At 34.7% G+C, this 14,441-nt stretch carries 11 protein-coding genes and 2 tRNA genes; all 13 read left to right on the top strand.

What is annotated here, in order from left to right; all coding sequences use genetic code 11:
* The first annotated feature begins 237 nt into the window (after positions 1–237).
* The 13 genes from ACH2CG_RS05675 (at position 238) to ACH2CG_RS05615 (ending at position 14,364) form a co-directional block, all read left to right on the top strand.
* Positions 238–302, top strand: a tRNA-Thr gene (locus ACH2CG_RS05675).
* Positions 303–359: 57 nt separating this feature from the next.
* Positions 360–1,547 carry an elongation factor Tu gene (tuf, locus tag ACH2CG_RS05670; protein WP_395063075.1) on the top strand — a complete coding sequence of 396 codons (1,188 nt, stop codon included), beginning with the start codon at positions 360–362 and terminating at the stop codon, positions 1,545–1,547.
* 60 nt (positions 1,548–1,607) lie between these two features.
* Positions 1,608–1,678 (top strand) — tRNA-Trp (locus ACH2CG_RS05665).
* A 17-nt stretch (positions 1,679–1,695) separates the two neighbouring features.
* Positions 1,696–1,893, top strand: a complete 198-nt coding sequence (secE, locus tag ACH2CG_RS05660; RefSeq protein WP_395063073.1) for a preprotein translocase subunit SecE — start codon at positions 1,696–1,698, stop codon at positions 1,891–1,893.
* 10 nt (positions 1,894–1,903) lie between these two features.
* Positions 1,904–2,455, top strand: a complete 552-nt coding sequence (gene nusG, locus ACH2CG_RS05655) for a transcription termination/antitermination protein NusG (RefSeq protein WP_395063071.1) — start codon at positions 1,904–1,906, stop codon at positions 2,453–2,455.
* A 67-nt stretch (positions 2,456–2,522) separates the two neighbouring features.
* Entirely contained in the window at positions 2,523–2,963 is a 441-nt protein-coding gene (rplK, locus tag ACH2CG_RS05650) for a 50S ribosomal protein L11 (RefSeq protein WP_395063069.1), read from the top strand.
* 8 nt (positions 2,964–2,971) lie between these two features.
* Entirely contained in the window at positions 2,972–3,661 is a 690-nt protein-coding gene (gene rplA, locus ACH2CG_RS05645; protein ID WP_395063067.1) for a 50S ribosomal protein L1, read from the top strand.
* Between the two features lie 23 nt (positions 3,662–3,684).
* Positions 3,685–4,185: a 50S ribosomal protein L10 gene (rplJ, locus tag ACH2CG_RS05640; RefSeq protein ID WP_395063065.1), complete on the top strand. Its 501-nt coding sequence runs from the start codon at positions 3,685–3,687 to the stop codon at positions 4,183–4,185.
* A gap of 54 nt (positions 4,186–4,239) precedes the next feature.
* Complete coding sequence (gene rplL / locus ACH2CG_RS05635) at positions 4,240–4,608, top strand: 50S ribosomal protein L7/L12 (RefSeq protein WP_395063063.1); 369 nt, start codon at positions 4,240–4,242, stop codon at positions 4,606–4,608.
* Between the two features lie 263 nt (positions 4,609–4,871).
* Complete coding sequence (gene rpoB, locus ACH2CG_RS05630; RefSeq protein WP_395063061.1) at positions 4,872–8,684, top strand: DNA-directed RNA polymerase subunit beta; 3,813 nt, start codon at positions 4,872–4,874, stop codon at positions 8,682–8,684.
* Between the two features lie 238 nt (positions 8,685–8,922).
* A complete protein-coding gene (rpoC, locus tag ACH2CG_RS05625) occupies positions 8,923–13,239 on the top strand; it encodes a DNA-directed RNA polymerase subunit beta' (RefSeq protein WP_395063059.1) in 4,317 nt (1,438 codons plus the stop codon).
* A 2-nt stretch (positions 13,240–13,241) separates the two neighbouring features.
* Entirely contained in the window at positions 13,242–13,553 is a 312-nt protein-coding gene (locus ACH2CG_RS05620; RefSeq protein WP_395063058.1) for a DUF3467 domain-containing protein, read from the top strand.
* A gap of 202 nt (positions 13,554–13,755) precedes the next feature.
* Positions 13,756–14,364, top strand: a complete 609-nt coding sequence (locus tag ACH2CG_RS05615) for a delta-60 repeat domain-containing protein (protein ID WP_395063056.1) — start codon at positions 13,756–13,758, stop codon at positions 14,362–14,364.
* Positions 14,365–14,441: the final 77 nt, after the last annotated feature.

Below are 14,441 nucleotides of genomic sequence, written 5' to 3'. Positions count from 1 at the left end.
TGTAGTCAGCCGGCTTAGGGGACAACACCCATAATAATTATTCGAGGTACTCGAAAGCGGAGTTAAATTGCAGCAGAGATAATTGGTCGTAAACGTTTTTGACAATCTGCAGCTTCCAATTGAACAACGTTTACAAAATACGCAGCTCCCAATTGAACACCGTTTTTGACAATCTGCAGCTTCCAATTGAACACCGTTTTTGACAATCTGCAGCTTCCAATTGAACAACGTTTACGACCAATTATCTCTGCTGTGCTTCCTTGGTAAGGAAGAGGTCACGGGTTCAATTCCCGTAGTTGGCTCAAAAATGTAAAATTTGAACACTAATAAATATATAACTAAGTTTAAAATTAATTAAAATGGCAAAAGAAAATTTTAATCGTAACAAACCACACCTTAATATTGGTACAATTGGGCATGTGGATCACGGAAAAACTACATTAACTGCAGCGATCACTAAAGTATTGTCTGATGCAGGTTATTGTCAAGCAAAATCATTTGATCAAATTGATAATGCTCCAGAAGAAAAAGAAAGAGGTATTACTATTAATACATCACACGTTGAGTATGAAACTGCTAATCGTCACTATGCACACGTTGACTGTCCAGGTCACGCAGATTACGTGAAAAACATGGTTACTGGTGCTGCTCAAATGGATGGTGCTATCTTAGTAGTAGCTGCGACTGATGGGCCAATGCCACAAACTCGTGAGCATATCCTTTTAGGTCGTCAAGTTGGAATTCCAAGAATTGTTGTATTCATGAATAAAGTGGATATGGTTGATGACGCAGAATTATTAGAATTGGTTGAAATGGAAATCAGAGATTTATTGTCTTTCTATGAATATGATGGAGATAATGGTCCTGTGATTCAAGGTTCAGCTTTAGGTGGATTAAATAACGATCCAGCTTGGGTACCAAAAATTATCGAATTAATGGAAGCTTGTGATACATGGATTGAAGAACCAATTCGTGATACAGCAAAACCATTCTTGATGCCTGTTGAAGATGTATTTACAATTACTGGTCGTGGAACTGTTGCTACAGGTCGTATCGAAACTGGTGTTGCTAATACTGGTGATCCAGTTGAAATTATTGGTATGGGAGCTGAAAAATTAACTTCTACTATTACTGGAGTTGAGATGTTCCGTAAAATCCTAGATAGAGGTGAAGCAGGAGATAATGTAGGTTTGTTGTTAAGAGGTGTTGATAAAGAATCTATCAAAAGAGGAATGGTTATCATTAAGCCAGGTTCGGTAAAACCACATGCTAAATTCAAAGCTGAGGTTTATATTTTGAAAAAAGAAGAAGGTGGACGTCATACTCCATTCCATAATAATTATCGTCCACAGTTTTATGTGCGTACAACTGATGTAACGGGTGTTATCACTTTGCCTACAGGAGTAGAGATGGTTATGCCAGGAGACAACTTAACAATTGATGTAGCTTTATTAAGTCCAATCGCAATGAACGTAGGTTTGCGTTTTGCTATCCGTGAAGGTGGAAGAACGGTTGGTGCTGGTCAAGTAACTGAAATCGTAGAATAAATATAAATAAAATAAGAATCCAGCAGGAAGCCTTTTGGTTGTTCTGCTGGATTTTATCAAACGGGCGTAGTTCAAGGGTAGAATAGCGGTCTCCAAAACCGTTGATGGGGGTTCGAATCCCTCCGCCCGTGCAATAAAATAAATCATTATGTCAAAAGTATTAAATTATTTTTCAGAAGCATTTGAAGAATTAAAATCAAATGTAACTTGGCCTGAGTGGGCTGAAGTTCAAAGATTAACAATTGTTGTTGCTCTTTTTTCAGTGATTTTCGCCTTGGCAACATGGGGTGTAGATGAGCTTTGTGCTAAGGCAATTGCAGGTTTTTTCAATTTGATAAAAGGATAATATTTTTGCGATGGCTGATAATAGTGTGAAAAAATGGTATGTAGTTAGAGCTGTTAGTGGACAGGAAAATAAGGTTAAGGCCTATATTGAAACTGAAATTAATAGACTTGGCATGAGTGATTATGTTTCTCAAGTATTGGTGCCAACAGAGAAAGTTGTTCAGGTAAGAGACGGAAAAAAAATATCTAAAGATAAAGTTTATTTTCCAGGTTATGTTATGATCGAGGCTAACCTTATTGGTGAGATACCACATATTATTAAATCTATAACTAGTGTTATTGGTTTTTTGGGTGAGGTTAAGGGCGGTGATCCTGTTCCATTAAGATTGTCTGAGGTAAATAGAATGTTAGGTAAGGTTGATGAATTATCTGTAAATGTTGATACGCAATCTATTCCTTTTAAAATTGATGAAACAATTAAGGTTATTGATGGACCTTTTAATGGTTTTAACGGAACAATTGAAAAAATCAACGAAGAAAAGCGCAAACTTGAAGTAATGGTTAAAATTTTCGGAAGAAAAACTCCATTAGAATTGAGTTTTATGCAAGTAGAAAAAGTATAATTTTTGTTACATACATAATAAATCCACATCAATCGCTTCCAATGATTGTGTGTTAAATTTTTAAACAATGGCTAAAGAGATTAGTAAGGTAGTTAAACTACAAGTTAAGGGAGGTGCTGCGAACCCATCGCCACCGGTTGGACCTGCTCTGGGAGCTGCTGGTGTTAATATCATGGAATTCTGTAAGCAATTTAATGCTAGAACCCAAGATCAACCTGGCAAAATTTTACCGGTACAAATTACCGTGTATAAAGACAAATCTTTTGATTTTGTTGTAAAAACTCCACCTGCTGCGATTCAATTATTGGATGCTGCTAAGTTGAAATCTGGTTCTGGCGAGCCTAATAGAAAAAAAGTTGCTAGTGTAACTTGGGATCAAATTAAAGCTATCGCTGAAGACAAGATGGTCGATTTAAATGCTTTCACAATTGAAAAAGCTATGAGCATGATTGCTGGAACAGCTAGATCTATGGGTATAACTGTAACTGGAGATTCTCCTCTAAATTAAGGTAAGAAATGGCAAAATTGACAAAAAAACAAAAAGAGGCTGCTTCAAAAATTGAAAAAAACAAACTATATTCTTTAAAAGATGCTTCATCTTTATTGAAAGTTGTTGCTTCAGCAAAATTTGACGAGTCTGTAGATATTGCTGTTCGTTTAGGAGTAGATCCAAGAAAAGCAAATCAAATGGTAAGAGGTGTTGTAACGCTTCCTCATGGTACTGGTAAAGATACTAAAGTATTAGCTTTGGTAACTCCAGATAAAGAAGCAGAAGCGAAAGCTGCTGGTGCTGACTATGTAGGTTTAGACGATTACCTTCAAAAAATTAAAGATGGATGGACAGATGTTGATGTGATTATCACTATGCCATCTATTATGGGTAAATTAGGTCCTTTAGGTCGTGTATTAGGACCAAGAGGTTTAATGCCTAACCCTAAAACTGGAACTGTTACTATGGAAATTGGTAAAGCAGTTGCAGAAGTTAAAGCTGGTAAAATTGACTTTAAAGTTGATAAAACTGGTATCGTTCATGCAGGAATTGGAAGAATCTCTTTTGATGCTGACAAACTTGTAGACAACGCTTATGAAATCATTCAAACATTAATTAAATTAAAACCAACTGCAGCGAAAGGTACTTATATTAAGTCTATTCACTTATCTAGTACAATGAGTCCTGCTATTGCTTTAGACCCTAAAGCTGTATAATTGGTAGTTAAACAAATTTTATTATGACTAGAGAAGAAAAATCAATCGCGATAGAAGATTTAACTGCAAAGTTGGCTGAAAGTAATATCATTTATATTGCTGATACATCAGGATTAAATGCAGATACTACTTCAAATTTAAGAAGAGCTTGTTTTAAGGCTGGAATTAAATTGGAAGTTGTTAAAAATACTTTGCTAGAAAAAGCAATGGAAGCATCTGCTAATGATTATGGTGATTTACCATCAATATTAAAAGGTAACTCTTCAATATTTATCGCAGATATTGCAAATGCACCTGCAAAAATAATTAAAGATTTTAGAAAAAAATCAGATAAACCAGCTTTCAAAGGAGCTTATATCAACGGTGAAATTTATATCGGTGATAACCTTTTGGATAGCTTGGCATCTCTTAAATCTAAAGAAGAAGTTATTGGAGAGATCATTGGATTACTTCAATCTCCTGCTAAACGCGTTATTGCAGCATTGTTAAACAACGCTGAACAAAAAGGTGAAACAGCAGAATAATTAGCGCACGAGTAAACAAAAATAAATTACAAAACATTTTAAACGATAGAAAAAATGGCAGATTTGAAACAATTCGCAGAACAATTAGTTAACTTAACTGTAAAAGAAGTTAACGATTTAGCTACAATATTAAAAGATGAGTATGGTATCGAACCAGCTGCTGCAGCGGTAGTAGTTGCTGCTGGTGGTGGAGAAGCTGCTGCTGAAGAGCAAACAGAATTCACTGTAGTACTTAAAGAAGCTGGTGCTTCTAAATTAGCTGTTGTAAAAGCAGTTAAAGAATTAACAGGTTTAGGTTTGAAAGAAGCTAAAGATCTTGTTGACGGTGCACCATCTAACATCAAAGAAGGAGTTACTAAAGCAGAAGCTGAAGGTTTGAAAAAATCGTTAGAAGAAGCTGGAGCTGTTGTTGAGTTAAAATAACTCTTATATAGTTTTAGAACTAGGTTTAGGTCTTAAGTTTAATCGCTTAATGACCTAAACCATTTTTCGTATAATAAAATTATAACAAGTTTTATTATAAAATAGTTTAAAATACGAAAAATTTTAATCAATACGATGAAATAAATAAACTAATTTTCCTGGTTTATTTTTAAAGATGTGCTGATTATAAAAAGGAAAGAGTATAGATTAAACAGTGTTTTTACACAAAAATTACTTTTTTTAAATCAAAATTTTGTCCATTGATGATAACAAATCAGACTGAAAGATTGAATTTTGCCTCTACTAAAAATATCCCTCAATATCCAGATTTTCTAGATGTTCAGGTAAAATCGTTTCAAGATTTTTTCCAATTGGAAACTAAATCTGACGAAAGAGGCAACGAAGGGTTATACAACACCTTCATGGAAAATTTTCCAATTACCGATACAAGAAACCAATTTGTATTAGAATTCCTAGATTACTTTGTTGATCCACCACGTTATACTATTCAAGAGTGTATCGAAAGAGGTTTAACGTACAGTGTGCCTTTAAAAGCACGCCTTAAATTATATTGCACAGATCCTGAACATGAGGATTTTGAGACTATAGTTCAAGACGTATATTTAGGTACAATTCCTTACATGACACCAAGTGGAACGTTTGTAATAAATGGTGCTGAGCGTGTTGTTGTTTCTCAATTACACCGTTCTCCAGGAGTTTTCTTTGGTCAGTCATTCCATGCAAATGGTACAAAATTGTATTCTGCTAGGGTAATTCCTTTTAAAGGTTCATGGATAGAATTCGCAACGGATATCAATAACGTAATGTATGCGTACATTGATAGAAAGAAAAAATTACCGGTTACTACTCTTTTACGTGCAATCGGATTTGAAAGAGATAAAGACATTCTTGAAATTTTTGATCTTGCAGAAGAAATTAAAGTTTCAAAAACGGGTCTTAAAAAATACATTGGTAGAAAATTAGCGGCAAGAGTATTGAATACTTGGCATGAAGATTTCGTCGACGAAGATACTGGCGAAGTAGTTTCTATCGAACGTAACGAAATTATATTAGACAGGGATACTATATTAGATAAAGATAATGTAGAAGAAATTCTTGATGCTGATGTAAAATTAATCCTGCTACATAAGGAAGAAAATAATCAAGTTGATTATGCAATCATCCACAATACATTACAAAAAGATCCAACAAACTCTGAAAAAGAGGCTGTTGAACATATATATAGACAATTACGTAATGCTGAACCGCCTGATGAAGAGACAGCTCGTGGTATTATTGATAAATTGTTCTTCTCTGACCAACGTTATAACTTAGGTGAAGTAGGTCGTTACAGAATGAACAAAAAGTTAAACCTTGATATTCCAATGGAAAAACAAGTTTTAACAAAAGAAGATATCATTACAATTATAAAATATTTGATTGAACTTATCAATGCGAAAGCAGATATTGATGATATTGATCACTTATCAAACCGTCGTGTTAGAACAGTTGGAGAACAATTGTCTCAACAATTTGGTGTTGGTTTAGCTCGTATGGCTAGAACTATTCGTGAGAGAATGAACGTTAGAGATAACGAGGTGTTTACACCAATCGATTTGATTAATGCTAAAACATTATCATCGGTTATCAACTCTTTCTTTGGTACTAACCAGTTGTCTCAATTTATGGATCAAACGAATCCATTAGCTGAGATTACACACAAAAGAAGATTATCAGCACTTGGACCAGGTGGACTTTCAAGAGAAAGAGCTGGTTTCGAGGTTCGTGACGTTCACTATACACACTACGGAAGACTTTGTCCAATTGAAACTCCTGAAGGACCAAACATTGGATTAATTTCATCTCTTGGTGTTTATGCAAAAGTTAACGGAATGGGATTTATCGAAACTCCTTACCGTAAAGTAACTAACGGACAAGTTGATTTAGAAAGTATTCCAGTTTATTTAAGTGCTGAAGAAGAAGAAGGTAAAATGATTGCTCAAGCAAACATCGAAATGGATGCTAAAGGAAACATTATTGCTGATACGGTTATTGCTCGTGAAGAAGGCGATTTCCCAGTAGTGAAACCAACGGAAATCCATTATACTGACGTCGCGCCTAATCAAATTGCTTCTATTTCGGCTTCATTAATTCCTTTCTTGGAACATGATGATGCGAATCGTGCCTTGATGGGATCAAACATGATGCGTCAGGCCGTACCATTATTGCGTCCAGAAGCTCCAATCGTTGGAACTGGTCTTGAAAGACAAGTTGCTTCAGATTCTAGAGTGTTAATTAATGCTGAAGGAAACGGAACTATCGAATATGTTGATGCTAACATGATTACCATCAAATACGATAGAACTGAAGAAGAAAGAATGGTAAGTTTTGACCCAGATGAAAAAACATACCAATTAATTAAATTTAGAAAAACAAATCAAAGTACTTCTATTAACTTGAAACCAATCGTTAGAAAAGGTGATAGAGTTCAATTAGGACAAGTGCTTTGCGAAGGTTACGCAACTCAAAACGGAGAATTAGCCATCGGTAGAAACCTTAAAGTAGCATTTATGCCATGGAAAGGATACAACTTTGAGGATGCAATTGTAATCTCTGAAAAAGTTGTTCGTGACGATATTTTTACATCAATCCACGTAGATGATTATTCATTAGAAGTTAGAGATACTAAATTAGGTAACGAAGAGTTGACTAACGATATTCCTAACGTTTCTGAAGAAGCTACTAAAGATTTAGATGAAAACGGAATGATTAGAATTGGAGCCGAAGTTAAACCTGGCGACATTCTTATCGGAAAAATTACTCCAAAAGGAGAATCAGATCCAACTCCAGAAGAAAAACTTTTAAGAGCTATCTTCGGTGATAAAGCTGGTGATGTAAAAGATGCTTCATTAAAAGCATCTCCTTCGTTACACGGTGTAGTTTTAGACAAAAAATTATTCGCAAGAGCGGTAAAAGATAAACGTAAGAGAACGCAAGATAAAGATGCTTTAACTTCTTTAGAATTAGAATTTGAAACAAAATTTGTTGAATTGAAAGACAAGTTAGTTGAAAAATTATTTCTAATTGTAAACGGAAAAACATCGCAAGGTGTAATGAACGATTTGGGTGAAGAAGTTTTACCAAAAGGTAAAAAATATACACAGAAAATGCTTTATGCTGTTGAAGATTTTGCTCACTTAACTAAAGGACAATGGGTTGCTGATGATGAAACTAACCGTTTGGTTAACGACTTAATTCACAACTACAAAATCAAATTAAACGATTTACAAGGTGCTTTACGTAGAGAGAAATTTACAATTACTGTTGGAGATGAACTTCCAGCAGGAATCTTGAAACTTGCAAAAGTGTATATCGCTAAAAAACGTAAGTTAAAAGTAGGTGATAAAATGGCTGGACGTCACGGTAACAAAGGTATCGTTGCTCGTATCGTTCGTCATGAAGACATGCCGTTCCTTGAAGATGGAACTCCAGTTGATATCGTATTGAATCCACTAGGTGTACCTTCTCGTATGAACATTGGACAAATTTATGAAACTGTACTTGGATGGGCAGGACAAAAATTAGGTCGTAAATATGCAACGCCAATCTTTGATGGTGCAACTTTAGATCAAATTAATGAACTAACAGACGAAGCAGGAATCCCAAGATTTGGTCATACCTATTTATATGACGGAGGGACAGGAGAACGTTTCCATCAAGCAGCAACAGTTGGAGTTATCTATATGTTGAAACTTGGACACATGGTTGATGATAAAATGCACGCACGTTCAATCGGACCATACTCACTTATCACGCAACAACCACTTGGAGGTAAAGCTCAATTTGGAGGTCAACGTTTTGGAGAGATGGAGGTTTGGGCACTTGAAGCATATGGTGCATCAAGTACACTACGTGAAATTTTAACAGTAAAATCTGATGACGTTATTGGTAGAGCCAAAACTTACGAAGCTATCGTAAAAGGTGAATCAATGCCAGAACCAGGATTGCCAGAATCATTCAATGTATTAATGCATGAATTGAAAGGTCTAGGTTTAGATATCAGATTAGAAGAATAATAATAGTTTTCAGTCTCAGTCGCAGTGCAAACTGTATGCTGAGACTGAATACTTTTTTAAAGAGTTTTTAAGATTTAGACCCGTAAATCGTTCCGATTTTTTATAAAATTTCTTAATTTTATAATTAGCACTTCAAAAATTAGTTTTGAGGTTTAGAGAAGTAATCCGCGGTAGTAGTTTAATTATAGTATTAAACTAAAATCAATTTTTAATTGCAAATAAATCAATAGTAAAAACTATGATGAATAATAGAAATAACAAAGACAATAATAAAGGTACAGCTCCTAAAAGATTTGAAAAAATCTCAATTGGTTTGGCATCGCCAGAATCAATTTTAGCTGAATCTAGAGGTGAAGTTTTAAAGCCTGAAACAATTAATTACAGAACTCACAAGCCAGAACGTGATGGTCTTTTCTGCGAAAGAATTTTCGGTCCAGTAAAAGATTTTGAATGTGCTTGTGGAAAATATAAAAGAATTCGCTACAAAGGAATCGTTTGTGACCGTTGTGGTGTTGAAGTTACAGAGAAAAAAGTACGTCGTGATAGAGTAGGACACATCAATCTTGTTGTGCCAATTGCTCATATCTGGTATTTCCGTTCACTTCCAAACAAAATTGGTTACATTTTAGGTTTGCCATCTAAGAAATTAGACATGATTATCTACTACGAAAGATATGTAGTTATTCAAGCAGGTATTGCTAAAAATGCAGAAGGTGAATCTTTGCAACGTCTTGACTTTTTAACAGAAGAAGAATATCTAAATATTTTAGATACCCTTCCAATGGAAAATCAATATCTTGACGATTTTGATCCTAATAAATTTGTTGCCAAAATGGGAGCAGAATGTATTATGGATTTATTGGCTAGAACTGATTTAGATGCACTTTCTTATTCATTAAGACACAGCGCAAATAATGAAACTTCTAAACAAAGAAAAACAGAAGCATTAAAAAGATTACAAGTAGTTGAATCTTTCCGTGACTCTAACTTAAACAGAGAGAACCGTCCAGAATGGATGATTCTTAAAGTTATACCAGTTATTCCACCAGAATTGCGTCCGTTAGTGCCACTTGATGGAGGTCGTTTCGCAACTTCAGATTTGAATGACTTGTACCGTAGAGTTATCATTAGAAACAACCGTCTTAAAAGATTAATGGAGATTAAAGCTCCAGAAGTTATCTTGAGAAACGAAAAACGTATGTTACAAGAATCAGTAGATTCATTATTTGATAACACTCGTAAAGCTTCTGCTGTAAAAACTGAATCTAACAGACCATTAAAATCTTTATCTGACTCATTAAAAGGTAAACAAGGTCGTTTCCGTCAAAACTTATTAGGAAAACGTGTCGATTATTCTGCGCGTTCTGTAATTGTTGTAGGACCAGAAATGAAATTGTTCGAATGTGGTCTTCCTAAAGATATGGCTGCCGAATTATACAAACCATTCGTTATTCGTAAATTAATCGAAAGAGGAATTGTTAAAACAGTTAAATCTGCAAAGAAAATAATTGACAAAAAAGAACCTGTTGTTTGGGATATTTTAGAAAATGTAATTAAAGGTCACCCAGTATTACTGAATCGTGCTCCTACATTACACAGATTGGGTATTCAAGCATTCCAACCAAAATTAATTGAAGGAAAAGCTATCCAATTACACCCATTAGTGTGTACTGCATTTAATGCGGATTTTGATGGTGACCAGATGGCAGTTCACTTGCCACTTGGACCAGAAGCTATTCTTGAAGCACAATTATTGATGTTGGCTTCTCACAACATCTTGAATCCTGCGAATGGTGCTCCAATTACGGTACCTTCTCAAGACATGGTACTTGGTCTTTATTATATGACCAAAGAACGTTTGTCTACTCCAGAGCATAAAATTTTAGGTCAAGATTTGACTTTCTATTCTGCCGAAGAAGTAAATATTGCTTTAAACGAAGGAAGATTAGAATTGAATGCTCGTGTTAGAATTCGCGCTAAAGATTTTAACGAAAGTGGAGAACAAGTTTTTAAAATTATTCAAACAACTGCCGGTAGAGTATTATTTAATGAAGTAGTACCTGAAGCAGCTGGATTTATAAATGAAGTATTGACTAAAAAATCTTTACGTGATATTATTGGAAAAATCTTGTCGGTAACCAACGTTCCTACAACTGCAGCTTTCCTTGATGAAATGAAAGACATGGGGTATAAATTTGCCTTTAAAGGTGGATTGTCATTCTCATTAGGAGATATTAGAATTCCAGAACAAAAAACTAAATTGATTGCTGATGCTCGTGTTCAAGTAGAAGGTATTTCTGCTAACTACAACATGGGACTTATCACTAATAACGAACGTTACAACCAAGTTATTGATATCTGGACTTCTGCAAATGCGCAATTAACAGAACTTGCAATGAAAAATATTAGAGAAGACCAACAAGGTTTCAACTCGGTATATATGATGCTTGACTCTGGAGCGCGTGGATCTAAAGAACAAATTCGTCAGTTAACTGGTATGCGTGGTTTGATGGCGAAGCCTAAAAAATCTACTGCTGGTGGTGGTGAAATTATTGAAAACCCAATTCTTTCTAACTTTAAAGAAGGTCTTTCTATCCTTGAGTACTTTATTTCTACTCACGGTGCACGTAAAGGTCTTGCGGATACGGCTCTTAAAACAGCGGATGCTGGTTACTTAACTCGTAGATTGCATGACGTTTCTCAAGACGTAATTGTAAACTCTGTAGATTGTGGTACTTTAAGAGGAATTGAAGTTTCTGCTTTAAAGAAAAATGAAGAAATTGTTGAAACATTAGGAGAAAGAATTTTAGGACGTGTTGCATTGCAAGATGTTATCAACCCTTTAACTTCTGATATTGTTATCCATGCAGGTGAACAAATTACTGAAGCTATCGTTAAAATTATTGAAGAATCTCCAATTGAAAAAGTTGAAGTACGTTCTCCTCTAGTTTGTGAAGCTAAAAAAGGTATTTGTGCTAAATGTTACGGAAGAAACTTAGCAACTGGAAAAATGACTCAAAAAGGTGAAGCTGTTGGTGTTATCGCTGCACAGTCAATTGGTGAGCCAGGAACACAGTTAACACTTCGTACGTTCCACGTTGGTGGAGTTGCCGGTGGAGTTTCTGAGGAATCTAGTGTTATTGCAAGATTTGGTGGAAAACTAGAAATAGAAGATTTAAAAACTGTTGTTGGTGAAGATGCCGATGGTAACAAAGTAGATATTGTTGTTTCTCGTTCAACAGAATTAAAATTAATTGACGTTAAAACAGGAATTCTATTAAGTACGCATTATATTCCTTACGGTTCTGTTATCAGCGTAAAAGATGGTGACGTTGTTGAAAAAGGTGCGGCTATCTGTAAATGGGATCCATATAATGGTGTAATTGTTTCAGAATTTACTGGAAAAATTGCTTACGAAGATTTAGAACAAGGACAATCATTCCAAGTTGAAATCGATGAGCAAACAGGTTTCCAAGAAAAAGTAATTTCTGAAGGAAGAAATAAAAAATTAGTTCCAACTTTATTAGTTTACGGTAAAGATGGCGAATTGATTCGTTCTTACAACTTACCAGTAGGTTCGCACCTTATGGTAGAAGATGGAGAGAAAATTAAAGCAGGTAAAATTCTTGTGAAAATTCCTCGTCGTTCTTCTAAAGCAAGTGATATTACTGGAGGTTTACCAAGAATTACAGAGTTGTTAGAAGCTCGTAATCCTTCTAATCCAGCAGTAGTTTCTGAGATTGATGGAGTAGTTTCTTTTGGAAAAATTAAAAGAGGTAATCGTGAAATCATCATCGAATCTAAATTTGGTGAGATTAAGAAATATCTAGTTAAATTATCTAGTCAAATTCTTGTTCAAGAGAATGACTTTGTGAAAGCTGGAGTTCCTTTATCTGATGGAGCAATTACTCCAGATGATATTTTAAGAATTCAAGGTCCATCTGCTGTTCAACAGTATTTGGTTAACGAAATTCAAGAAGTATACCGTCTTCAAGGTGTAAAAATTAATGATAAACACTTTGAGGTTGTAATTCGTCAAATGATGCGTAAAGTAAGAGTTGAAGATCCAGGAGATACTTTATTCTTAGAAGAGCAATTGATTCATACAAGTGATTTTATTCGTGAAAACGATAAATTATACGGAATGAAAGTGGTTGAAGATGCTGGTGATTCAGATAGTCTTAAACCGGGTCAAATTATTTCTCCAAGAGAATTAAGAGATGAAAATTCATTGTTGAAGCGTAATGATAAGAATTTAGTTGTAGCTCGCGAAGTTATCACTGCCACTGCAACTCCAGTATTGCAAGGTATAACTAGAGCTTCGCTTCAAACTAAATCATTTATTTCGGCAGCATCGTTCCAAGAGACTACAAAAGTATTAAATGAAGCAGCAGTTGCTGGTAAAGTAGATACATTAGAAGGTCTTAAAGAAAATGTAATTGTTGGACATAGAATTCCAGCAGGTACAGGTATGAGAGACTACGATAATATTATTGTAGGTTCGAAGGAAGATTATAATGATTTGATGGCTAACAAAGAAGAATACGTATATTAATCATGAGCGATAACAATCAACAACCTGGACAGATTAACATTGAGCTTGATGAAAAAATTGCTGAGGGAATTTATTCCAACTTGGCAATAATAAATCATTCTCCATCAGAATTTGTTTTAGATTTTGTGACCATCATGCCCGGTGTTCCAAAGTCAAAAGTTAAATCGAGAATTATTTTAACGCCACAACATGCTAAAAGATTACTTAAAGCTATTGGAGAAAATATCCACCGATTTGAACAAGCTCATGGCGATATTAAGGATTCTGAACAACCGCCAATACCCTTAAATTTTGGTCCTACAGGACAAGCTTAAAACTAAAACTCCTCAAGAAATTGAGGAGTTTTTTTGTATGGTTTAATAGTACTATAACTAATATTACAAGTCCTAAATAATCGATACAGATTATTGAAGAGGTTTTCTATTATATAAAACTTTAAAATCAGGGGTTTGTACGTGTATGATTCCATTTTTTTAATTTACAATTTTGTAAAGTTAACAAGTAACCTCAATTTCTATGAAAAAAACTACTTATTCTAAAAGTAAAAAAACGGTAACTATGTCCTTTGGTAAAAAAATCAAAGAAGGCAAAATAGCATGGAATCAGTTTCTTAAAGTGCTGATTGTAATTATGTTGTTTGTAGTCGCCAATGCGAAAGCCCAAACTCAAATTAACAATTATGCATTTAACAATACAGTTACTGCAATCGCCAAAGCAAGCGACGGAAGTACCTATGTAGGTGGTGCTTTCACAAGCGTTGGAGAGTATTGTGGCACGGCTGTAAAATTAACTAGCAATACAACATCAACTTTTAACATAAATGATGTAAAAGTACTTGGTACCGTAAATGTTATAGTTCCAAATCCCATAGGTGGTTGGTATATTGGCGGTAGTTTTACTTCTATAAATGGAGTTGTACGTAATGGATTGGCTCAAATAAATGCCGATGGTAGCTTGAACAGTTTTAATCCAAATGTAAACGGACAAGTACTATCAATAGTAATCAATTCATCAGGAAAAATATATATTGGTGGTAGTTTTACTAATGTTGGACCGGAAGTTAGATCTAATTTTGCTTGTTTAAATTCAGATGGAACAATTGATGCATTAAACTTGACAAAATAAGTCCTAGACACACCATTAACGGTTGTGAAATTCCCACCAACTATTAGATTTCCTGTTGTGTCAAATACTATTGCACG

It is taken from the genome of Flavobacterium sp., assembly GCF_043778725.1.
In the GTDB taxonomy this organism is placed as follows: domain Bacteria; phylum Bacteroidota; class Bacteroidia; order Flavobacteriales; family Flavobacteriaceae; genus Flavobacterium.
The sequence above is the reverse complement of the archived record's forward strand: the minus strand, read 5'-3'. Positions and strand labels throughout refer to the sequence as shown.